The 23,191-nt window shown below is 61.9% G+C and carries 20 protein-coding genes; 16 read left to right on the top strand and 4 right to left on the bottom strand.

The window, feature by feature from the left end:
• The first annotated feature begins 47 nt into the window (after nucleotides 1-47).
• The 4 genes from RL_RS05265 to RL_RS05250 all read left to right on the top strand — a co-directional run bounded on the left by RL_RS05265 (nucleotide 48) and on the right by RL_RS05250 (nucleotide 3,548).
• A complete protein-coding gene (locus tag RL_RS05265; RefSeq protein ID WP_011650749.1) occupies nucleotides 48-506 on the top strand; it encodes an RT0821/Lpp0805 family surface protein in 459 nt (152 codons plus the stop codon).
• 270 nt (nucleotides 507-776) lie between these two features.
• A complete protein-coding gene (locus tag RL_RS05260; protein ID WP_173364433.1) occupies nucleotides 777-1,994 on the top strand; it encodes a DnaJ C-terminal domain-containing protein in 1,218 nt (405 codons plus the stop codon).
• A 121-nt stretch (nucleotides 1,995-2,115) separates the two neighbouring features.
• Complete coding sequence (fabI, locus tag RL_RS05255) at nucleotides 2,116-2,934, top strand: enoyl-ACP reductase FabI (protein WP_003545976.1); 819 nt, start codon at nucleotides 2,116-2,118, stop codon at nucleotides 2,932-2,934.
• Nucleotides 2,935-2,957: 23 nt separating this feature from the next.
• Nucleotides 2,958-3,548, top strand: coding sequence for a histidine phosphatase family protein (locus tag RL_RS05250; RefSeq protein WP_011650747.1), 591 nt, complete (start codon nucleotides 2,958-2,960; stop codon nucleotides 3,546-3,548).
• 208 nt (nucleotides 3,549-3,756) lie between these two features.
• On the opposite strand, the gene RL_RS05245 is transcribed toward RL_RS05250, so the two are convergent.
• Nucleotides 3,757-4,017, bottom strand: coding sequence for a DUF1344 domain-containing protein (locus tag RL_RS05245; RefSeq protein WP_003569889.1), 261 nt, complete (start codon nucleotides 4,015-4,017; stop codon nucleotides 3,757-3,759).
• 244 nt (nucleotides 4,018-4,261) lie between these two features.
• On the opposite strand from RL_RS05245, the gene RL_RS05240 reads away from it, so the two are divergent.
• The 3 genes from RL_RS05240 (at nucleotide 4,262) to ribB (ending at nucleotide 9,887) form a co-directional block, all read left to right on the top strand.
• On the top strand, nucleotides 4,262-7,441 hold the full coding sequence (locus tag RL_RS05240) for a bifunctional diguanylate cyclase/phosphodiesterase (RefSeq protein ID WP_041936187.1): 3,180 nt from the start codon (nucleotides 4,262-4,264) through the stop codon (nucleotides 7,439-7,441).
• Between the two features lie 232 nt (nucleotides 7,442-7,673).
• Nucleotides 7,674-8,771, top strand: a complete 1,098-nt coding sequence (gene aroC / locus RL_RS05235; RefSeq protein WP_011650744.1) for a chorismate synthase — start codon at nucleotides 7,674-7,676, stop codon at nucleotides 8,769-8,771.
• Nucleotides 8,772-8,783: 12 nt separating this feature from the next.
• On the top strand, nucleotides 8,784-9,887 hold the full coding sequence (gene ribB, locus RL_RS05230; RefSeq protein WP_011650743.1) for a 3,4-dihydroxy-2-butanone-4-phosphate synthase: 1,104 nt from the start codon (nucleotides 8,784-8,786) through the stop codon (nucleotides 9,885-9,887).
• Nucleotides 9,888-10,057: 170 nt separating this feature from the next.
• Here ribB and RL_RS05225 read toward each other — a convergent pair whose 3' ends face one another.
• A complete protein-coding gene (locus RL_RS05225) occupies nucleotides 10,058-11,248 on the bottom strand; it encodes a winged helix-turn-helix domain-containing protein (RefSeq protein WP_011650742.1) in 1,191 nt (396 codons plus the stop codon).
• Between the two features lie 309 nt (nucleotides 11,249-11,557).
• Between RL_RS05225 and RL_RS05220 the strand changes: the two genes are divergently transcribed.
• From RL_RS05220 to RL_RS05195, 6 genes are all read left to right on the top strand, one after another.
• Nucleotides 11,558-12,232: an energy-coupling factor ABC transporter ATP-binding protein gene (locus RL_RS05220; RefSeq protein ID WP_028742772.1), complete on the top strand. Its 675-nt coding sequence runs from the start codon at nucleotides 11,558-11,560 to the stop codon at nucleotides 12,230-12,232.
• Entirely contained in the window at nucleotides 12,232-12,840 is a 609-nt protein-coding gene (locus RL_RS05215) for an energy-coupling factor transporter transmembrane component T family protein (RefSeq protein WP_011650740.1), read from the top strand. The genes RL_RS05220 and RL_RS05215 overlap by 1 nt, the downstream gene beginning before the upstream one ends.
• A gap of 27 nt (nucleotides 12,841-12,867) precedes the next feature.
• Nucleotides 12,868-13,431, top strand: coding sequence for a biotin transporter BioY (locus RL_RS05210; protein WP_041936533.1), 564 nt, complete (start codon nucleotides 12,868-12,870; stop codon nucleotides 13,429-13,431).
• A gap of 113 nt (nucleotides 13,432-13,544) precedes the next feature.
• A complete protein-coding gene (locus RL_RS05205) occupies nucleotides 13,545-14,081 on the top strand; it encodes a GXWXG domain-containing protein (protein WP_011650738.1) in 537 nt (178 codons plus the stop codon).
• Between the two features lie 132 nt (nucleotides 14,082-14,213).
• Complete coding sequence (locus RL_RS05200; protein WP_011650737.1) at nucleotides 14,214-15,005, top strand: alpha/beta fold hydrolase; 792 nt, start codon at nucleotides 14,214-14,216, stop codon at nucleotides 15,003-15,005.
• Nucleotides 15,002-16,141, top strand: a complete 1,140-nt coding sequence (locus tag RL_RS05195; protein ID WP_011650736.1) for a PAS domain-containing sensor histidine kinase — start codon at nucleotides 15,002-15,004, stop codon at nucleotides 16,139-16,141. The genes RL_RS05200 and RL_RS05195 overlap by 4 nt, the downstream gene beginning before the upstream one ends.
• A 470-nt stretch (nucleotides 16,142-16,611) precedes the next feature.
• On the opposite strand, the gene metG is transcribed toward RL_RS05195, so the two are convergent.
• Nucleotides 16,612-18,156: a methionine--tRNA ligase gene (gene metG, locus RL_RS05190; protein ID WP_011650735.1), complete on the bottom strand. Its 1,545-nt coding sequence runs from the start codon at nucleotides 18,154-18,156 to the stop codon at nucleotides 16,612-16,614.
• A gap of 273 nt (nucleotides 18,157-18,429) precedes the next feature.
• Nucleotides 18,430-19,344, bottom strand: a complete 915-nt coding sequence (locus tag RL_RS05185) for a LysR family transcriptional regulator (RefSeq protein WP_011650734.1) — start codon at nucleotides 19,342-19,344, stop codon at nucleotides 18,430-18,432.
• Nucleotides 19,345-19,391: 47 nt separating this feature from the next.
• Between RL_RS05185 and RL_RS05180 the strand changes: the two genes are divergently transcribed.
• From RL_RS05180 to RL_RS05170, 3 genes are read left to right on the top strand one after another with little or no spacing between them, the layout of a single operon-like run.
• Nucleotides 19,392-20,783 (top strand): MFS transporter, encoded by a 1,392-nt coding sequence (locus RL_RS05180; protein WP_011650733.1) that lies wholly within the window; start codon nucleotides 19,392-19,394, stop codon nucleotides 20,781-20,783.
• 28 nt (nucleotides 20,784-20,811) lie between these two features.
• Nucleotides 20,812-21,885, top strand: a complete 1,074-nt coding sequence (locus RL_RS05175) for a tartrate dehydrogenase (protein WP_011650732.1) — start codon at nucleotides 20,812-20,814, stop codon at nucleotides 21,883-21,885.
• A gap of 11 nt (nucleotides 21,886-21,896) precedes the next feature.
• Nucleotides 21,897-23,165, top strand: a complete 1,269-nt coding sequence (locus RL_RS05170) for a glycerate kinase type-2 family protein (protein ID WP_011650731.1) — start codon at nucleotides 21,897-21,899, stop codon at nucleotides 23,163-23,165.
• The last annotated feature ends 26 nt before the right edge of the window (nucleotides 23,166-23,191 follow it).

The raw sequence follows: 23,191 nt of genomic DNA, 5'->3' as shown, positions 1-23,191 counted from the left end.
GATTATTTAAAACTCGCCCAGCTTTTGATAACTGGACAGGATGCAGGGTGGAAGTCATAACAAAGTCATCTCGCCATACAAAGGGCCTGCGGCAACGCAGCACTGTGTTCTTCGTCATCGGCGTCGCGATGTTGTCGCTATCCGGCTGCGTCGGCGGCGGCATGGATTTCCTGAGTGAAGCCAAGGTCGACCGGTCGGTGGCAACCGGCACCGTGCCGCAGACGCCGCCGAGCACCGATACGCTTTCCGACGAAATGACCGTGCGCAACGCCGTGACCTCGGCCGACGTGCAAAGGCTCGAGGGCCAGCCGCTTCCCTGGGCGAACGCATCGACCGGCAGTGCCGGCGTCATCGATACGATCGTCGAGAACAATGAGTCCGGCCAGGTCTGCCGCCAGTTCCGGACGACCCGCCATTCCTATGTCGGCATCGCCAAATTCTACGGCAAGACCTGCCTCGTCGGCGGCGGCAACTGGCAGCTCTTAAGCTTCCAGCCCGAGAGCTGATCTTCCTAAGGTCGTTCAAAATATTACAGCGTCCCTTGCTCGAAAAGACGCACAGCGCCCTCGCCAACAGGTTAACGCGCGACCGCTTTCTGCCGAATGCTTAGCAAAGAGCTAACCATTTACCGCGAAACACCCCACATCTCTTCAAAGAAATAACAAGTGATTAGCAACTCCACCGCAGGATCGGCGTTGAGAGTGGCTGTTCCTGCCTTTGCGGCGGGTGACGCCACACACGTTTTATTGGACGGGGATGCCGGGCAAGGACGAGGCTTGCCGCATCGCAACACCGGCGGTTTTAACATGCGCGATCCTTACAAAATTCTGGGCGTCAAGCGCGATGCGGCAGTAGACGAGATCAAGGCGGCTTGGCGCAACATGGCCAAATCAGCCCATCCCGACCACAATCAGGACGATCCGACGGCGACGGCCCGGTTCGCCGAGATCGGCCGCGCCTATGAAACCTTGAAGGATCCGCGCAAACGCAGCCTGTTCGACAATGCCCTGCGGATGGCGGAAGCCAAGAAGCACGAACAGACGATCATGCAGCAGCGCCAGGCCGCCCGCGAGGCAGCCGTGCGCGCCAAGGCGGCGCAGGCCAATGCCGAGCGCGTGATGGAAGAGCTGGCGCGCGCCGCCCAGAAGGCCGCCGCCGACGGCTCCAGGCAACAGGCAGGCGCGACCGAGGCCGCCGACGAGATGGTGGACCGCATTTTTGGCGCTCAGGCCCGCGCGGCCAGCGGCGGCCAGGCGCAGGGTCGCGCCCAGCAGACGCAATATCAGCAGGCCCAAAATCCGCAGGCACAAAACGCGCAGGGCGAGACCGGCAGGCGAATGGATGGCGATGCCGCCGAGGCTGAGGTCAAGGGCGATGAGGAATCGGGCGAAGCCGGGCAAAATGCTGCCGCCAACCTGTCGCTGCCGCTCAGCATCCTGACAAACCTGGTGCGCCGTTTCACCGGCGCCAAGGATACCGGCCTCGATAAAGCACCGGATGAGGTGACGACGGCGACGGTGACGATCGACGACGTGTTGAAGAGCGGCTGGATCACCGCATCGCTGCCGGAGGGCCGCGAAATCGGCTTCGCATTGCCGGCAGGCACGACCGACGGTCACGAGATCAGGCTCAAGGGACAGGGCTTCAAGCTGCCTGGCATGCAGCGCGGCGACGCCGTCATCAACATTCGCATCGCATCCGATCCGCGCTTCACCGTCGATGGTTTCGATCTGCACGCGGTGCTGCCGCTCAGCATCGAAAATGCCGTGCTCGGCACCGAGGCGCGTATCGAAGGACCGAGCGGGCCGCTGAACGTGACGATCCCCGCATGGTCCGGCTCGGACAAGACGATTAGAATTCCCGGCCAGGGATTGCCCCGCGAAGAGGGCGGCAGAGGCGATCTCGTTGTCGAATTGCGCATTATCCTGTGGGAAAAACCCGACGACAAAATCACCGATCTCATGCGGAGCATGCGCGAAGGCCTGTTCCTATGAAATTTTTATGACATTCGCACCCTTTATTACGATCCCTAACAGTTGATGATCCCGGCCAAGCTTGAACCGATTAACGGCCTATGCCATAGGCAGGATCGATCAGAATCCTAGGGAGCGAAATATGGCTCAAGCATCCGGCCTAATGGCAGGCAAACGCGGCGTCATCATGGGTGTCGCCAACAATCGTTCGATTGCGTGGGGTATTGCCAAGGCCATTCATGCGCAGGGCGGAGAAGTTGCGTTCACCTACCAGGGCGATGCGCTGAAGAAGCGCGTCGAGCCGCTCGCCGCCGAAATCGGCGCGACACTCGTCGGCCACTGTGACGTCGCCGATGAAGCCACCATCGATGAGGTTTTCGGGAACGTCGAAAAGCTCTGGGGCAAGATCGATTTCCTCGTGCATGCGATCGGCTTTTCCGACAAGGACGAGCTGACCGGCCGCTACGTCGATACCTCGGCCGACAATTTCGCCAAGACGATGCAGATCTCCGTCTATTCCTTCACCTCGGTCGCACGCCGCGCCGAGAAGCTGATGACGGATGGCGGCGCCATGCTGACGCTGACCTATTACGGCGCCGAAAAGGTGATGCCGAACTATAACGTCATGGGCGTCGCCAAGGCCGCGCTCGAAGCGAGCGTCAAGTATCTCGCCGTCGACCTCGGGCCGCAGAACATCCGCGTCAACGCCGTCTCGGCCGGACCGATCAAGACGCTTGCCGCCTCCGGCATCGGCGATTTCCGCTATATTCTGAAGTGGAACGAATATAACGCGCCGCTGCGCCGCACCGTCACCATCGAGGAAGTCGGCGATGTCGGCCTCTATCTCCTCTCGGATCTGTCGCGCTCCGTCACCGGCGAAGTGCACCATGCCGACAGCGGCTATCATGTCATCGGCATGAAGGCGGTCGACGCGCCCGACATTTCCGTCGTCAAGGACTGATTTCTCCATAGGGATGCGAGACCGTGCTTATCTACGTGATCAGACACGGCCAGACTGACTGGAATGCGGAGCGCCGTCTGCAGGGTCAGAAGGATATCCCGATGAATGCCACGGGCCTGGAACAGGCCCGGCAGAACGGTGTCGCGCTGGCGGAGATTCTCGGCGACACGGTCGATGAGTTCGATTTTGTCGCAAGCCCGCTCCAGCGCACGCGTGCGACGATGGAAATCATGCGCACCGCCATGGGCCTGCCGCCGCTTGCCTATCGCACCGATCCGAGGCTGGTGGAAATTTCCTTCGGCGACTGGGAGGGCTCGACGATCAAGGAGCTGAAGGCGACCCAGCGCGAGCGGGTGGCGGAACGCAACGCCTCGAAATGGGATTTCATCCCGCCCGGCGATGACGCGGAAAGCTACGAAATCCTCTCCTGGCGCACCGGCTCTTGGCTGAACTCCGTCGATCGTCCGACGGTCTGCGTGACCCATGGCGGCGTCATCCGCACGCTGTTCCAGACGATCGCCGACCTGCCGAAAAGCAGCGCTGCGGAAGGCGCGATCCCGCAGGACCGGATCATCCGGATCGAAACCACTGAGCGGACGATCGCCTGGCTGTAGGGATTGCAGGGCGCTAGGTCGGATTGGGACACGAGCGCGTTACCGGCCAATGAGATTGCCGACACCAGCCCCTCATCCGGCTGCCGCCACCTTCTCCCCGCTCGCGGGGCGAAGGGACCATATCGCGACCTTTCCGTCCCCATCTACGTCTCGTATGGCACGTCCCCTCTCCCCGAGAGGGTTAGGGTGAGGGGCAGCAATCCGCTGCCTATTTAACGATATCGAGATCGTTGATAACGCGCTTGCCGTCGACCTCGGTGTAGAAGACGATCACCTTCACGCCGGCTTCGAGGCCGTCGAAATTGAACTCCTCGGGCGCCTGATAGGTTTTGCCGTCGTCGAGCGTCAGCACGAGGTTGGCCGTGTCGACCTTCTTGATGGTCGCCTCGACATCGGCGCTCTCGGCAAAACCGCTCATCGGTGACAGGAAGCTTGCTGTTGCCAAAAGCGTGGCGACGACGAAACGCATGGCGACAATCCTTTTAAGACGCTGCACGAGAACATGACTGGCCACAGATAAGCTCCTGAATATGGCGAAAATTGCCCGTAAGAATGGCTTTTCCCGCCCAATTGATGAATAGGATTTTAAATATAATCAAGATGGTGCGTTAATCCGCGGTTTTTCCCTTCCCGCGATCTCTCGGCATCGCCGGCGGGCAATCGTAAATTAACCCGCGCGCCCTACAGTTGCTCGTCAACATGGGGGTTTCGTTTTGTTATCCAGGCTCAGCGACAGCAAGCAGTTGCGGCGCGTGTTGAAGAATAGCCGCGTCTCGTTTCTGGTTTCCTCGCTTGTCGCCCTCGTCGTCATCATGGTCGGCTTCGGGCTCGACCAGGCCAATACTGCGTCTCATGTGCGCGAACTTCGTATCCGCACCGAAAACGAGACGAACCTCATCCGCGCCCGCGTCATGGCCGAGATCAATATGGACCTCAGCGTCGTGCGCGACCTGACGAACCTGATCTCCGTCAGCGCGGCAAACGGGGAGGAGATGGAGCGCCAGATCAACTGGCTGCTGATCCAGAACCCGTCTTTCATTCATATCGCCGTCGCGCCTGATTTCATCATCCGCGACATCCACCCAGCGCAGTCCGGCAATGAGCGGATCGGCCGCGACGTGCGCGAGGCGCTCTTCTTTCGCCAGGCGATAACCGGCGCGACCGGCAACCAGTCGGCGCGCTTCTACGGCCCGATCAGCACCGAAGGCCGGGACGCCTTTGCCATCTTCTTCCCGGTTTACGTCAAGGAGAATGGCCAGCGGCGAATCTGGGGGGCGGTCGAAGTCGCCATCGACCAGACGATGTTCTACCAGGCGACCGGGCTGATGCCGGCACGCGACCGCGAAAACCAGGAGCGCTATCCGCATCTCGGCCATCTTTCGATCGCCATTCGCGATATCGGCTTGCCGACCGCCGCCAAAGCTCCTCCCCCCGCGCCGTTCTTCGGGTCCTCCGATATCGACGGCAAGGATCCGATGCGCCAGAAGATCGGCTTTGCCGGCGGCAAGTGGGAGCTTTCTGCCGTGCCGAACAGCGGCTGGAACGCGATACCCGAAAACCGCACCGAGCTGCGCCTGATCATCGTTGCCGCCGGCTTCATCATCATCGTGCCGATCTTCTTCGCGACCCTGCTGCTCGGCGAGCGCAATCGCAACATCACCGCGCTGGAAACGCGCGAGGCAAAACTGCTGGAACTATCGCAGCGGCTGAACCTGGCGCTGGAATCCTCCAATATCGGCATCTGGGAGCTGGAGGATCATTCGAGCAGCCTGCTCTGGGACGCGCGCGCTGCAGCCCTGCACGGCAAAGCGGCGGCAGAAGGAAGCCGGGTGCTCGACGAATGGCTGGCGGCGATCCTGCCCGAGGACCGTGAAACCGCCGAAGTGCATTTCTTCAGCTGCAGCATTGCGGGTGCTGCCTGCACGGCGCAGTACCGGATCCTGTTAGGCAATGGCGGCATCCGCCACCTGCGCTCGGTCGGCGCCTTCTATACGGATGCCGGCGGCGTCAGCAAGACGATCGGCATCGTCTGGGACGTGACCGCCGATGCTGAGACCACCGACACGCTGCGCAAGGCCAAGGATACGAGCGAGGTCAAGAATGCCGAGCTGGAGCTGGCGCTTGAAGAGCTGTCGAGCCGCGAGGGGCAACTCGCCGAGCTTTCCAGCCGGCTCGACCTGGCGCTCAATTCCTATCAGTGCGGCATATGGGAGGCTCGGCCGGGCCTCGGCGGCTCGATCTGGAACGAGCGGATGCACGAGCTCTATGGCCTTGCGCCGCGCAACGGCTTCATGACCGAAGAGACCTGGCTTGGCTGCATCCACCCCGAGGATCGGGCCTTAGCGCTCGAAAGCGCGCGCCACTTCAAGCGCAACGGCGACACGCACACCCTCGTCTGCCGCGTGATCGTCGACGACGGCTCGGTGCGCTATGTGCGCTCGGTCGGCAAGGTCCACCAGACGGGGACCGGCGAGATGAAGATCATGGGCATCGCCTTCGACGCCACCGAAGACGTGCTGATGACGATCCGGCTGAAGGCGGCCAAGGACGAGGCGGTCGCCAAGAATATCGAGCTCGAGCTTGTCAAGAACAGGATCGAGCACAATTCGCTGCACGATCCGCTGACCGCACTCGCCAACCGCCGCAAGCTCGATATCGCACTGGAAAGTCTGACCCATGACGGTCGCCAGCAGCGGCAGAAATTCTCGATCCTGCACATCGACCTCGACCGCTTCAAGGACATCAACGATACGCTCGGCCATGCGGCCGGCGATGCGATGCTGGTGCACGCCTCGAAGGTGCTTGCCAAGAATGTCCGCGGCAGCGACATCGTCGCGCGCATCGGCGGCGACGAGTTCGTCATTCTGGCACTCGACGTCGGCGACAAAGAGATGGCGCAGCTTTCGACGCGGATCATCGAGGAGATGCGCCAGCCGATCGATTTCCAGGGCTTTTCCTGCCGCTGCGGCGTGTCGATCGGCATTGCGCTCGCCAACGGCATCCATGTCGATGCGCGCAAGGTGCTGATCAATGCCGATATCGCGCTCTACCGCGCCAAGAGCATGGGCCGCAACCGCTTCGAATTCTTCAATCACAATCTCCAGGCCGATATCATCAACACCAAGCGCACCGCCGACGAGATCCTTGCCGGCATCGACAATGGCGAATTCACCGCATGGTATCAGCCGCAATTCTGCGCCCGGACGATGGAACTGACGGGCGTCGAGGCGCTGGTGCGCTGGAACCACCCGTCCAAGGGGCTGCTGACACCCGACAAGTTCCTGCGCATTGCCGACGAGATCAATGTCGTGCAGATGCTCGACCGGATCGTTCTGGAAACGGCGCTGCGCGACAAGGTGCGCTGGACGGCGCGCGACATTGTGGTGCCCAAGGTCTCGGTCAATGTTTCGGCACGGCGGCTGCATGACGGCAGCCTGTTGGAATCACTCGCCGACCTGCATATCCGCCCCGGCGAAATCTCCTTCGAACTGGTGGAATCGATCTTCCTCGACGAGAGCGAGGACGTCGTCTCGCAGAATCTCGAGCGCATCAAGGCGCTCGGCATCGATATCGAGATCGACGATTTCGGCACCGGCCATACCTCGATCGTTAGCCTGTTGAAGCTGAAGCCCAAGCGGCTGAAGATCGACCGCCAGCTGGTGCAGCCGATCGTCAATGCCTCGCAGGAGCGCGCACTCGTCAGCTCGATCATCGAAATCGCCCGCTCGCTCGGCGTCGAGACGGTGGCCGAAGGGGTGGAGACGGCGGCACATGCCGCACTGCTGCGCGATCTCGGCTGCGATATCCTCCAGGGCTTTGCCTTCTCGCGGCCGCTCTCCTTCGACGATTTCACCAACGAAGCCACAGGAACGGGGTGGCGGCTGGCGTCCTGATCGCGGCCTGCCGACAGGTCTCGCCCTTCCCCCTCCCCGCCTGAGCAGAGAGAATGGGGCCAACATGCGCCGCCCGTCCATGGCAACGAACGGAAACAGCATTTCCTGAGCTGCCGGTTTGGCGCAAAGAAAGGCTTTTGCCTCGGCGGTTTTTTGGCCTATGAGTGTCGCGCCTTTTCAAGCAATGGCGCGGCCGGCAGCGACCGGCTTTGGCGCGCCACCGTGGGAACACATGTCGCACAATACATTCGGTCACCTTTTCCGCGTAACCACCTGGGGCGAAAGCCATGGTCCGGCGCTCGGCTGCGTCGTCGACGGCTGCCCTCCGGGGCTCAGCTTCAAGCTCGAGGACCTGCAAGTCTGGCTCGACAAGCGCAAGCCCGGGCAATCCCGCTTCGTGACGCAGCGGCGCGAGGACGATCTGGTGAAGGTACTATCAGGCGTCATGCTCGACGCCGATGGCGAGACGATGACGACCACCGGCACGCCGATCTCCATGCTGATCGAAAACACCGACCAGCGCTCCAAGGATTACGGCGAGATCGCCCGGCAATATCGCCCCGGCCATGCCGACTATACCTATGACCTCAAATACGGCATTCGCGACTATCGCGGCGGCGGCCGCTCCTCTGCGCGCGAAACCGCTGCGCGGGTTGCTGCCGGCGGCATCGCCCGCCTTGTCGTGCCTGGCGTCACCGTGCGCGGCGCGCTGGTGCAGATCGGCAAACACAAGATCGACCGCCGCAACTGGGATTGGGATCAAGTCGATCAGAACCCGTTCTTCTCGCCCGATGCCGCGATCGTGCCGGTCTGGGAGGAATATCTCGACGGCATCCGCAAGAACGGCTCCTCGATCGGCGCTGTTATCGAGGTAATTGCCGAAGGTGTGCCGGCCGGCCTCGGTGCGCCGATCTATGCCAAGCTCGACCAGGATATCGCCGCGCTGCTGATGTCGATCAACGCCGTCAAGGGCGTCGAGATCGGCAATGGTTTTGCCGCCGCCGAAACGTCCGGCGAAGACAATGCCGACGAGATGCGCATGGGCAATGACGGCACGCCGATCTTCCTTTCCAACCATGCCGGCGGTATTCTCGGCGGCATCTCCACCGGGCAGCCGGTGGTGGCGCGTTTCGCCGTCAAGCCGACCTCGTCGATCCTGACCGAACGCCAGTCGATCGATGCGGAGGGCAAGAATGTCGATATCCGCACCAAGGGCCGGCACGACCCCTGCGTCGGCATCCGCGCCGTGCCGATCGGCGAGGCGATGGTCGCCTGCGCCGTCGCCGACCATTATCTTCGCGACCGCGGCCAGACCGGCCGTCTGAAATAGGAGCGCTCGCCCATGTCTTATGACCAGAAGCGCGTCGTCGACGCCATCCGGGCCTTTGAGGCCGGCGAGATGGTCGTCGTCATGGACGACAATGACCGCGAGAACGAAGGCGACCTGATCGTCGCCGCCGTGCATTGCACACCGGAGAAGATGGCCTTCATCGTGCGCCACACCTCCGGCATCGTCTGCGCGCCGATGCCGAAGGAAGAGGCCAAGCGCCTCAACCTCAACGCCATGGTGGCGGAAAACGATTCGGCCCATACGACGGCCTTCACCGTCTCGGTCGACTTCAAGCACGGCACGTCGACCGGCATCTCCGCCGACGACCGGACGCTGACGGTGCGCAACCTCGCCAATCCGAATGTCGGCGCTTCCGATTTCGTCCGTCCCGGCCACATCTTCCCGCTGGTTTCCCGCGAAGGCGGGGTGCTGATGCGCTCCGGCCATACGGAAGCCGCCGTCGACCTCTGCAAGCTCGCCGGCCTGCCGCTGATCGGCGTCATCTCCGAGTTGGTCAACGACGACGGCACGGTGACGCGCGGCCCACAGGTGGTCGACTTCGCCGCACAGCACGGGCTGAAGCTCGTCTCCGTCGCCGATCTCATCGCCTACCGCCAGCGCAAGGAAACGCTGATCGAACTCGGCACCAGCTTCGACATCGAGACGCCGTTCGGCAGGGCCAAGGCCCATACCTATTCGCTGCCCTGGGACCCGATGCAGCATCTTGCCGTCGTCTTCGGCGACATCCGCGACGGCGTCGACATCCCGGTGCGCCTGCATCCGGAGAATGTCGCCGAGGATCTGTTCGGCAAGAACAGCCCGGTCGATTTCTACATGCAGAAGATTTCCGAGCAAGGCCGCGGCGTCATCGTCTATCTGCGCGAAGGCTCGGTCGGCGTCGGCCACCACGATAACGGCCGCAAGGCCCGCAACCAGGGCCGAGAAGCCCATGCCGAAGCCCAGACGCGCGACAGCGAATGGCTGGAAATCGGCCTCGGCGCCCAGATCCTTAGGGATCTCGGCGTCAGCTCGATCAAGCTGCTCACCAGCCGCGAGCGCCACTATGTCGGCCTCGAAGGTTTCGGCATCAAGATCAGCACGACGGAGATCTGCTGAGGGCTCCTCCTCTTCTCCCCAGCGGGGAGAAGATGTCCGAAGGACAGATGAGGGGGTGAGCGACGTTAGGAGCGAGTGCACTGAGCGCAAGCGAAGGGCAATATTGAGCGGCGTGCCATGAGGCCCCCTCATCCGGCTGCCGCCACCTTCTCCCCGCTGGGGAGAAGGGGTTACCCTCTCCAGCCCTCCAAAAACACGACCTTCTCCAAGCCGGCAAACCGCACCAGCCGCTCCAACTCCGCTTCCAGCCTCTCCAATCGCCCGGCCGACGGTTTCACGCCCGGCTCCAGCCAGAGCCGCTTGACGTCGAGCGTCGACTTCTTCCGGTCCGCCTTCATGTCGATGCGGCCGATCAGCCTGTCGCCTTCGAGCAGCGGGAAGACGTAATAGCCATATTCGCGCTTCGGCTCGGGCACGAAAATCTCGATGCGGTAGAAGAAGCCGAACAGGCGTTCGGTGCGGTTGCGGTCGCGGATCATCGGGTCGAAGGGGCTGAGCACGCGGATGCGGGGCGGCGCACCGGGGTAAGTGTCGAGCGTCGACAGGAAATCGGCAAAAGCCCAGGATGGGCGCGCCTTGCCGCCGAGCGCCGGTTCGATCAGCACTTCGATCAGTTCGTCGCGATGGGTTGATACCCAGGCCTTGGCCTCATCGGGCGAGACCAGGTTCCAGAAGGCTGATATCTCGCCATGGGTGGCGAAGCCGAGCCGGGTGAGCGCGCTGCGGCAGGCCCAGTCGACGAATTCCTCGCGGCTCACCTCGGGCTCGCGGAACTCGGTCGGGATGACGCGCTCCGCCAGATCATAGATCTTCTGGAAATTCGAGCGGCCGGCGATGGCGAATTTGCCGGTGTGCCAGAAATATTCGAGCGCCGTCTTGTTCGGATGCCAGTTCCACCAGCCGCCGGAAACGTGGCCGTCGGCCTTGATGTCGCGCGACAGGATCGCGCCGTCGCGCCGCACGCGCTCATAGGTCTCCTCGAAGGCCGCCTCGAAGCCCTCGCCGCGCCATTTGCGCCAGCGTTCGATGAGCACCTTCTCCTGATGAAGGAACTTGTGCTTCCAATAGACGAAGAAGGCGCTCGGCAGGATGGAAGCATCATGCGTCCAGTGCTCGAACAGCGCGCCGTCCTTTTCGAGCAGCGCGGTCAGATGCTCGCGCCTGTAGGTCTGGTTGCGGGAAAACAGGATCTGATGATGGGCCCGCTCCACCGTCTGGATGCTGTCCACCTGGACGAAACCCAGTTCATGGATGAGCTGCAGCAGGCCGGCCTTGGTCAAGGCGCGGTTCGGCGGAGCGCTGAGGCCCTGCTTGGCAAGGAAGACACGGCGGGCGTCGGAATTGGAAAGCAGATTCGTCATGGCCCCATCATAATCCGGAAAATCTTCCTAGCCACCCGATATCGACCCATATCGACGGCAAGATTTGCACTTTCATCATCCTCGATTCCCCGTGTAGAAGCACTGCTGTCAGGTTGGCGCCAATGGCTGCCCCTCACCCTAACCCTCTCCCCGCCGGCGGGGAGAGGGGACGTGCCCTGCGAGAGGTTGGTGGGGAATGGAGAGGTCGCGGCATGGTCCCTTCGCCCCGCAAGCGGGGAGAAGGTGGCGGCAGCCGGATGAGGGGCCGGTTTCGGCAATCTCCTCCGATGAAAAATGCGAGGGATTGGTTTGGATATTCGTTTCGAAGGCGCCGGGGTCAGTTTCGGGGCGCGGGTGGCGTTGCAGCCGCTGACGCTTGGCATCAGTGGAAAACGCATCGGCGTCATCGGGCTGAACGGTTCGGGCAAGACCACGTTCGCGCGGCTGATCAACGGATTGACCAAGCCATCGGTCGGCCGCGTCACCGTCAACGGCCGCGACACCAGCGACGAGAAAACCGCTGTGGCCGATGTCGGTTTCATCTTCCAGTCGCCGCAGAACCAGATCATCCTGCCGATCGTCAAAGACGACATCGCTTTCGGGCTCAAGCGGCGCGGCTTCACCAAGGCGGAGATCGAGGCGAAGGTCGAGGGTGTGCTGGCCCGCTTCGGCGCTGAGGCGCTGGCCGATCGGCGCGCACATGAGCTTTCGGGCGGCGAGTTGCAGGTGGCGGCCCTCTGCTCGGTACTGGCAACGGGGCCGGGCATCCTCATCCTCGACGAACCGACCAACCAACTCGACCTCAAGAACCGGGCGCTGGTCGAAGGGATTATCGCCGGTCTCCCGGAAAGCGCCATCATCATCACGCATGATCTGGAGCTGATCGCCGGTTTCGAGCGGGTGCTGCTGTTTCATGAAGGGCGGCTTGCCGCCGATGCGCCGGCTGCTGAAGCGATCGCCCGCTACAAGGAGATCGCCGCCTGATGCAGTCGCTCTATGTCGAAGGCAACAGCGTGATGCACCGGCTTTCGCCGCGGCTAAAACTGTTGTCGCTGACGATCTTCGGCGTGGTGCTGTTCATCAGCGGGAACCTCGTCCTGCTGTCGATCACCGTGTTGCTGACGGCGGTTCTCTACCGGATGGTCGGCCTGCCCTTTGCCGATGGACTCAGGCGGCTGCGGCCGGTCTTCCTGACGATCGCGGTCGTGGCACTCTTCAACCTCATCTTCAATCCCTGGCAGGAGGCGCTCGTGCCCCTGCTGCGGCTGACGGCGCTGATGCTGCTGGCCGCCACCGTGACGGCGACGACGTCGATCACCGAGTTCATCGACGAGGTGACGGCGCTTGCCCGCCCGCTCGAACGCACCGGCTGGGTGCAGGCCGACGATATCGGCCTGGCGCTCGGGCTGGTGCTGCGTTTCGTGCCGGAGATCGTCGGCCGTTATCAGGCGATCCGCGAAGCGCACAAGGCACGCGGGCTGAAGGTCCGGCCGACGACGCTGCTGGCGCCGCTGATCATCCTGACCCTTAAGGATGCAGATAATATCGCCGCGGCGATTGACGCGCGCGGCATTCGGCGGCATGTGAGTTAACGTTTGATAAACACGGAATTCATGATGATGAGCACCCGCGACCTCGTTCTTACCGCCCTCTTTGCCGCGATCATCGTGGCGCTCGGCCTGCTGCCGCCGATCTCGCTCGGCTTTATTCCGGTACAGATCACCGCCCAATCCCTCGGCGTCATGATGGCCGGCGTCGTGCTCGGCGCCCGGCGCGGCGCAATTGCCGTGCTGATCGTGCTGGTGCTGGTGGCGATCGGCCTGCCTGTGCTTTCCGGCGGCCGCGGCGGGCTTGCCATCTTCGCCTCGCCAACGGCCGGCTTCCTGATCGGCTGGATCTTTGCCGCCTTCGTCACCGGCTATCTCAGCGAGCGGCTGGTCAACCATCAGCAATCCGCCCTGGTGCAGACGGTAAGCTTCTTCCTCACCGCCATGGTCGGCGGCATCGTCGTGCTCTACGCCTTCGGCATCACCTATCTGGCGACCGTCGCCGGCCTCGGCTTCACGAAAGCCTTCGTCGGCTCGATGGCCTTCATTCCCGGCGATGTGATCAAGGCTTTCGTCGCAGCCCTGCTCGGCCGCGCCGTCATGGTCGGCTATCCCCTGCTGCCGTCGCGCGCCTGAGGCACAGGCCGATCTTGTCTGGCGAATGCCCCAACGGCCCCTTCGGGGGCCGTTGCGCTTCCGCCTAGTCCGCATGAACGGGAACTTCCAAACCTTCTTTTCATTTTTCCGAAATGAACATCCCTGAAGGAGAAACCATGCGAGGCGATCAGCAGGAGGAGATGGCAGCCTGGTTCCGGTCGCTGGAGCCCATCCAGCCAAAGGACATGGTCGGCCTTTGGAGCGGCGTCGGCATTCCGTCGGGTCATCCACTGGACGGCGTGCTCGAGAATCTCAACTGGTTTGGCAAGCGCTTCCATTCCGACATGCGGGCGGACGCCCTGCTCTTCACGTGGAGACCGGGCCGTCTCGTGCCGATCGAGCCAAATTTCTTCCCTATTGGGCTGGCGATCAAGATTGCGCCCTTTGGCCGGACGTTCGTCGCCCGCCACTGCTTCTCGTACCTGCAGAAGCTGCTTCGAGCCAGAGGCACGACAGCTTCGTTGAGACTTCAGGCTCTCGACGGCGTCGAAACGGCTGCGATGGTCTACGACAAACAGCCGATCGTGGACTACTTCCGGAGGATTGACGATGACGGGATTGCCGGGATGATGTGCGTGCACGACGACCCTCGGCGATTCTTCTTCAAGCTCCGGAAACTAACGGGCTGAGGCATGTCGCAAACGGCCGGGCGTCCGCCTTCTGGAATATCATGTCACACGACCATCGAACCCGTTGCCTCCCCGATCTTTCCTCAATCCATGACAGACGGAACATGCTATGAAAGTAGGGAAGAGGACGAGATGACCGTCATCGATCGAAATCATGTTCAAGTCCGGGGCGACGGCCAGCGTGCGATGATCTTCTCGCATGGATTCGGGTGCGACCAGAATATGTGGCGCTTCGTGGCGCCGGCTTTTGAGGCCGACTTCAAGACAGTGCTGTTCGATCATGTCGGCGCGGGACGATCCGATCTTACGACTTATGATGCCCGGAAATATTCTTCATTGTCGGGCTATGCGGATGACCTCGTCGAAATTTGCCGCGCGCTCGGCCTGACCCAAACGGTCTTCGTCGGGCACTCCGTCAGCGCGATGATCGGCGTCATCGCGTCGCTCGAGGCACCGGAACTGTTTGAGAGCCTGATCCTTGTCGGGCCGTCGCCGCGCTATATCAATGACGATGACTATCACGGCGGCTTCAGCGCGGCAGATATAGACGAACTGCTGACGTCGTTGGACGACAACCACATGGGGTGGTCTGCCGCCATGGCGCCCGTCATCATGGGCAATCCCGATCGACCGGAACTCGGCGAAGAGCTGACTAATAGCTTCTGCCGCACCGATCCGGAGATCGCCAAGGCGTTCGCACGGGTGACATTCACGTCGGATAATCGCAGCGATCTTCCTGAAGTCACCGCCAGAACGCTGATCCTTCAGTGCCGGGATGATGTCATCGCCTCCGAAGAGGTCGGCGAATTCGTCCATCGGCAGGTCCCAAACAGCCAACTGGTCGTGCTGAATGCGAGTGGCCACTGTCCTAACCTCAGCGCTCCCGACGAGGTCATATCGGCAATCCGGCGGTTCATCCGATGACCGGTGCCGATATGCAGGTCGCCATGCCGGCGGAAGACCTCGAGGACTTGTACGAAAACGCGCCATGCGGCTATCTTTCGCTGCAGCCGGACGGACGCATCGTCAAGGTCAACAGAACGCTGTCGACCTGGATCGGCATCCCTGCCGAGCAACTCCTCGGCAAACGACTTCACGACCTGCTCAACACCTCGGGCCGGATATTCTACGAGACCCATTTTGCGCCTTTGCTGCGCATGCAAGGGTTTTTCAACGAGGTTGCCCTCGATCTTGTGGCGGCGGACGGCAGAAAGCTGCCTGTGCTCGCCAATGCCGTGGAAAGACGTGCAGAAGACGGTGCCCTGCTTTTCACCCGTGTAACGATGTTCCAGGCTGCCGAGCGTCGCCGCTATGAACGGGAGCTGGTCGACGCGCGCACAGCCGCCGATGCTGCCGGCGCCACCATCAAATCCAAACTCGCCTTCGAACAGCAAACCGCCGAGTTGCGGGAAGAGTTCATCGCTGTTCTCGGCCACGACCTGCGCAACCCGCTTGCCTCGATTGCAGCCGCTGCGCGCATTCTGCGAAAAGAGAAGCAGACCGATCGCGCGATTAAAGTTCTCGATTTGATGCAGGGCAGCGTCGTTCGCATGTCCGCCCTGATCGATAACGTCCTCGACTTCGCGCGTGGACGATTGGGTGGCGGCATCTCGCTCGAGAGGCGGGCAGAGCATCTCGAGCCGCTCTTGCGGCAGGTCATCGAAGAACTCCGCTTCAGTCATCCCGACCGCGCAATTGAGGTGACGATCGCATTCGACGGGCCGATAAACTGCGACAGCGGCCGGATCGGCCAGCTGGTGTCGAATCTTCTGGGAAATGCCCTGACCCATGGGGCGCCGGACGAACCGGTGCGGTTCTCGGCGGCAACTGTCGACGGAAGGTTGGAGCTTTGGATCGCCAACGGCGGCGCTCCGATTTCCAGCGACGCGATGACACGGCTTTTTCAGCCTTTCTTCACAGGCGAAGCGGGCACAAATCAAAGAGGCTTGGGGCTGGGTCTGCACATCGCCTCAGAAATCGCCCGCGCCCATGGCGGGACGATCACGGTCAGTTCCGATGACAAGGAGACGTGCTTCACCTTTGTGATGCCGTTGGATTGATCCGGGGCGCACAGCCACGCCGGAATCCGGGCAACAAAAAACCGCCTTGAGGCGGTCGGGCATTCTATCGATTTCAGTTTGATCTAGTCTCCTCCTCCACCATCTCCGCCACCGCCATCACAGCCGCCGTCGCTTGAGGCATCGAACCAGCCTCCACCTCCATCGCCGGAATTTCCTGAACTGCCCGACCTGCGCTTGGTGTTTGCAGCGGACTGGGCAGTGCGCCCTCGTGCCGCCCCGGTGATCAGGGTATACAGGACAAAGCCTGCGATGAGCATGAGAGTCATAAGAAATATACTCAATCAGTCTCCTTCGTTTGATTCAGGAAATCTTGTTTCCTGATTAAAATAGTAGATTATTTCCCCGCTTTCGAAAATAGCCTGAATATGAAACTTTCATGACATTCTGGATCACGTCAAAACTCTGCGCTGCCCAAGGTGCAGCGCAGAGGATATTGGGCTGGTTCCCCTTCAAGCCGCCGCTCTTTGCGGAAAGAGGACGGCTTGCGGAGCGGCCTTGACTCCAGCCAAGATCAAGGGGTCCTGATAGAGGCGAGGAGCCGGTATTCCCAGCCTGGAATGCAGCGTTGCGGCCGAGCTTGGCAGGAACGGGAGGAGGCAGCGGGCAACGACCGCAAGGCCGTAGACCTGCTCGGCCAGGCAAGCGCTAAGACGAGCGGCGGTCGCCCTCCGATCTTCCGGTGTGAGATCGGCAAGCAGGGCTTTCGCATCCGCCCACGGCGCGCCTTTTGTAAACCGCCTGTTCGCCTCGCCGATAAACGCAAAAATATCGGCGAGGCCGACATGCAGCTCGTAGGCATCGAAGGCCTCAGCCACCTTCCCCGGAAGGCGGGCAGCCTCGTCTACGAACGCGCTGTCCGGCACAGGCGGAACGATGCCGCCGAATGACGTGGACAGAAGCGCAAGCACCCGGTTGGCGAGGTTTCCGAGCTGCCCGGCGAGCTCGCCCGACCACGCGGCTTCGAGACGTTCGGCGGAGAAATCGCCATCGTCTCCCGAGCGTATATGCCGGAGCAGGTAATAGCGTAGCGCGTCCGGCGTTCCATAGGTTTGGATGATGCGTTCCGGATCGATGCCGTTGCCGGCCGATTTGCCGATCTTCCTGCCATCCACCGTGACGTAGCCGTGCACGAGGATCGAGGATGGCGGCGGCAGCCCTGCGGACAAGAGGATGGCCGGCCAGTAGATGGCGTGGAACTTGGAGATGCCCTTGCCGACGACGTGGATGCGTTGGCCGTCGTTCCAATAGCGCTGCAGGAGGGTTTCATCGGACCCGTGGCCGAGACCTGTGAGGTAGTTCGCCAAGGCATCGAACCAGACGTAGACGACCTCATCTCCATCGGGGATGGGAACGCCCCAGCCTCGCGCCCGCTCCGCACTGCGCGACACGCTGATGTCGGTCAGGCCACGCCGCAGCAGGGCAAGGATTTCGTTGCGCCGATGGGCGGGAACAATCCGAAGCTCGCCGGTCTCGATGAGCTCGATGAGCCGGTCGCCGTAACGGGAGAGACGGAAGAACCAGTTCTCTTCACGGATGGTCTCAAGGGCAATGCCGTGTTCCGGGCAGCGCCCGTCATCGAGTTCCGACGGCTCGTAGAATTGCTCGCAGCCGACGCAATAGAGACCCTCATATGCCTTGCGATAGAGATCGCCCTTGCCGGCGCATGCCCTCCACAAGGCGTGGACGCAGGCGATATGCCTCGGATCGTGGGAGGTGCGGACGAATTCTTCGTTGGAGATATCGAGCAGGCCGCCAAGGTGCTCGAACCTGTATGCGTTCGCATCGACGAAGTCCTTGACCTGCACTCCCGCGGCTTCCGCCGACCTGACATTCTTCAGGCTGTTGTCGTCGGTTCCGCACTGGAACCTGATGTCGTGGCCGAGAAGCCGGAAGTGGCGGGCATAGGCATCGGCCTGGACCAGTTCGAGGGCAAAGCCCACATGCGGCGCGGCATTCACATAGGGGATCGAGGTGGTGATGTAGATCTTGCTCATCGGTGTTTCCTTTCGAAGGCTGTTATTGCCCGCGAGACGGATCGACCCATGAAAAGACCGCCTCGAGGGCGGTCGCTGGTGCATTCTGGACGCACGAAACCCGCCACGCTATGAGCGCGGCATCATCATCACGAAAGTGCTGATCACGGTGTTGTCCATGTAAAATTTCTTAGCATCAAGGGAAGTTTCGGACAAGCGCGCCCTTTGAGCGGGCATGGTGCTTCATCTTTGTCTAAGCACATTCAAAGGTGAAACGCATTGGATGCCCTCGTGTCAGGCAAGCTCGGCATAGTGGGCCAGCTTGTCTTGAAGCATGGCGAGAATGCGATCTCGTCCCGGGTCGCGGACGCCCTTCAACCACGCGACCGATAGGGGAAGCTTGTTCATCGCCGCCGTTCCTCCCATATCCAGAGCGATGTAGCGGACGCCGCTGACGGCGAGCCGTGATGTCCATTGGGGTACGATCGCCAGCCCGATCTCCGCAGCCACGAGGTTGACAATCGTCTGCTTTTCTTCGGCAAGCTGGGCCACCCGTGCCTGCAGTCCCGCCTCGATGAACAGCTTCATCGTCAGGTCATGGCTATGCGGGCGCGACCGGCGCTCCGGGACGATCAACGGTTCGTCGGCGAGGTCTTCGATTCTCACGCTGGCTCTCGAAGCCAGTCGATGGTTCTCGGACATAGCGACGACCGCGGTCTCATGGAAGAGAAACATCGTCTTCAGCTTGGGATCGACGATATCGGGGGCGCGGATGAACGCAAGATCCAATGAACCCGACAGAAGTTTCGGGATCAGCCTGATCGTCTTGTCTTCCGACAATTGCGTCGAGACGTCGGGACACTGCTGGCGGAAATCGTGCAGCAGCATGGGGACGAGCCCTGCTGCCGCGCTGTCGATCGCCCCGATCCGCAGCACATCCGCTCTTGCCTGGCGGGAAGTGTGGAAGCGCTGCTGAAGAGCTTCGGTCTTGGTCAGGATCTCCCGCGCGCCCTCCAGGAAGACGAGGCCGTCCTCCGTCAGCGACACGCTGCGTGTCGTTCGCGCCATCAGCCGCGTCCCAAGGGATTCTTCAAGCAGGCGTATGTGCCTCGATAGCGACGCCGGCAGGAGGCCAAGCTTTTGAGCGGCCCGCCCGAAATGAAGCTCATCCGCTACCGACACGAAACATCGAAGCTGGTTCAGGTCCACGAAGTTCTGCTCCAGAATTCGATTATATCAAATTTTTATATATTCCTGTGTCGCTTGAGGATCAAGCCGGCGGTGGTCATAGATATTCGCAAGCGCAGGAGGTGCGCTTCGTTTATCGTCCAATCTGGGAGGAGACCGTCGTGACTCACGACTTGGAAACGCGCGTCCTGCGCAAAATCACATTCCGCATCGTACCGTTCATCATGCTGCTGTATTTCATCGCGTTCCTCGACCGCGTGAATATCGGCTTTGCCGCCCTGACGATGAACCAGGACCTCGGCTTCTCGTCGACCGTCTTCGGCATCGGTGCGGGCATCTTCTTCGTCGGCTACTTCCTCTTCGAAGTTCCCTCGAACCTCATTCTCAACAAGGTCGGCGCCCGCATCTGGATCGCCCGGGTGATGATCACCTGGGGGATCGTGTCGGGCCTCATGGCTTTCGTGCAGGGGACCACCAGCTTCTACGCCCTGCGCTTCCTTCTCGGCGTAGCGGAGGCGGGCTTTTTTCCCGGCATCATCCTTTATCTGAGCTTCTGGTTCCCCGCCCGCCGCCGGGCCGCCGTGACCGCGATCTTCATGGCCGCAGCGCCGCTTTCCACGGTCTTGGGGTCACCGATCTCCGGTGCGCTGATGGAAATGCACGGTTTTCTCGGCCTTGCCGGCTGGCAGTGGATGTTCCTGATCGAGGCAGCCCCAGCCATCATCCTTGGCGTCGTCGTTCTGTTCTATCTCACCGATCGTCCGGAAAAGGCGAAATGGCTGACGGACGAAGAGCGCAGCTGGCTCGTCAAAACAATGAATGCGGAGCAGGCGGGCAAAAGCAAGGCCAGCCACAGCATCCTGGCAGGACTGGCCGATATCCGTGTCATTGCCCTCGCCCTGGTCTATTTCGGCACCTCTGCCGGGCTTTACACCCTGGGCATCTGGGCTCCGCAGATCATCAAACAGTTCGGCCTGTCAGCGCTCCAGGTCGGCTTCATCAATGCTATTCCCGGCATCTTCGCCGTGGTCGCCATGATCCTTTGGGCACGTCATTCCGACAAGACCGGCGAACGGACATGGCACGTGGTCGGAGCCTGCCTGCTCGCGGCCGCCGGACTGGCCTTCGCAACGGGTGCGACCAGCGTATATACCGTCCTCATCGCTCTCACCCTCGTCAATATCGGCATCAGCTCGTCGAAGCCGCCGCTCTGGAGCATGCCGACCCTCTTCCTTTCCGGCCCGGCTGCGGCGGCTGGCATCGCCACCATCAACTCCATCGGCAATCTCGGCGGCTTCGTCGGTCCGTCGATGATCGGGTGGATCAAGGACACGACCGGGAGTTTCGCCGGTGGCCTCTACTTCGTCGCCGGGCTTCTGATGATCTCGGCAATCCTCACACTCGTCCTGGCACGGTCCGGCCCCAAGGCGGCTGATACCCGCGCCGCCAGTCAACACTGATCACACCTGACACGATCGGAGAATACCAATGCGTGAATATGCAATCGCCACCATCCCCGCCGACGGCATCGGCCCTGAAGTCATCGCTGCCGGTACACGTGTCCTGGCTGCTATCGAGAAGCGCGAAGGCGGGATCAAGTTCAACATCGAGAATTTCGACTGGGGATCCGACTACTACAAGAAGCACGGCATCATGATGCCGACCGATGGCTTGAAGCAGCTGAAGAAGTTCGACGCCATCTATTTCGGCGCCGTCGGATCGCCTGATGTTCCCGACCACATCACGCTCTGGGGTTTGCGGCTGCCTATCTGCCAGGGCTTCGACCAGTACGCGAACGTTCGCCCGACGAAGATTTTGCCCGGGATTACGCCGCCGCTGCGCAACTGCGGCCCTGGCGATCTGGACTGGGTTATCGTCCGCGAAAACTCCGAAGGCGAATATTCCGGCCACGGCGGCCGTGCACACAGGGGGCTGCCGGAAGAAGTGGGTACGGAAGTCGCCATCTTCACCCGCGTCGGCGTCACGCGCATCATGCGCTATGCCTTCAAGCTCGCCCAGTCCCGGCCGCGCAAGTTCTTGACCGTCGTCACCAAGTCCAATGCCCAGCGGCACGGCATGGTGATGTGGGATGAAATCGCGGCCGAAGTGGCCGAGGAATTCCCTGACGTCACCTGGGACAAGATGCTCGTCGACGCCATGACCGTCCGCATGACCCTCAACCCCAGGAGTCTCGACACCATCGTCGCCACCAATCTCCACGCCGATATCCTCTCGGACCTTGCGGGCGCGCTCGCAGGCAGCCTCGGCGTCGCGCCGACCGCCAATATCGATCCGGAACGCCGCTTCCCGTCGATGTTCGAGCCGATCCATGGCTCTGCTTTCGACATCACCGGCAAGGGCATCGCAAACCCGGTAGCGACCTTCTGGACGGCGGCGCAGATGCTCGACCATCTCGGTGAAACAGATGCATCCGCACGCCTGATGCAGGCCGTCGAACGCGTGACGGGGGCCGGCATATTGACGCCTGATGTCGGTGGGACGGCCAACACCAAGGAAGTCACCGACGCGGTCGTCGATGCGATCTACGCGTCGAACGTCTGAACGATCCGCCGATGTTCTGGACCGATCAGAAAGCACGGGAAACGCTGCATCAGATCTTTGATGCAGCGGTCGAAAGCGCCAGTCCGCAGCGGGCGGCTCTCGAAAACCTTCCGGACAAGCCAAAGGGCCGATGCATCGTCGTCGGCGCCGGAAAGGCATCGGCGGCCATGGCGGCGGCTCTGGATAGCGCCTGGCCGGATGTCGATGTCTCCGGCGTCGTCGTAACACGCTATGGTCACGCGGTGCCCGCGGGTCGTATCCGCATCATCGAGGCATCGCACCCCGTTCCGGATGCGATGAGCGAAACGGCGGCTGCCGGTGTCTTGCAAGCCGTTCGCGGGCTGACACCTGAGGATCTCGTGGTTGCTCTCGTCTCGGGCGGCGGGTCGGCGCTTCTGGTCGCTCCGGCGGGCGACATGACCTTGGCCGACAAGCAGAACGTCAATCGTGCGCTTCTGGCGAGCGGCGCAACAATCACCGAGATGAACGCCGTTCGCAAGCACCTCTCGCGCATCAAGGGAGGCCGTCTCGGGCTGGCCGCCCGGCCCGCGAAAGTCGTCACCCTGGTCATTTCCGATGTGCCGGGCGATGATCCTGCATCCATCGCATCCGGCCCGACGATCGCTGATGAAAGCACGATCGACGAGGTTCGCGGCATCATATCCCGCTACAAGATCGTCCTGCCCGATACGGCACGCGCCGTCCTCGATAGCGGCGGCGAGACGCCGAAGCCCGCCGATCTCGCAAGCGATGTCCGCATCATCGCGGCCCCCTCGCTCGCCCTGGATAGCGCAGCAAAAACGGCCGCCAACGCAGGCCTGCAAACACTTGTCCTCGGCGACGCCATCGAGGGAGAGGCGCGCGAGCTCGGCACGGTGATGGCGGGCATCGCCCTATCCGCAAAGATCAAGGGGCTTCCCCTTCGCGGGCCTGCCGTGCTCTTGTCGGGCGGCGAAGGGACGGTGTCGATCGGCTGCGAACCCGCAGGCCGCGGTGGCCGCAACACCGAATTCCTTCTCGGACTTGCGGTGGCGCTGAAGGGACATGCCGGAATATGGGCGATTGCCGGCGATACCGACGGCATCGATGGCACTGAAGATGCGGCGGGTGCAGTCGTCACGCCCGATACATTGGAGCGCGGCCGCAAGAAGGGCCTTGATGCCCGAGCCTATCTCGCTTCGCACGACAGCTATTCATTCTTCGACGAGATCGGGGATCTGGTCAAAACCGGCCCGACCCTGACCAATGTCAATGATATCCGCGCCATACTCATCGTCTGAAACGGCGATCAAGCCTGAGGAAATTC

The sequence above is a fragment of the Rhizobium johnstonii 3841 genome, assembly GCF_000009265.1.
Lineage (GTDB): Bacteria > Pseudomonadota > Alphaproteobacteria > Rhizobiales > Rhizobiaceae > Rhizobium > Rhizobium acaciae.
This window is presented reverse-complemented; position numbering and strand designations above follow the sequence as displayed.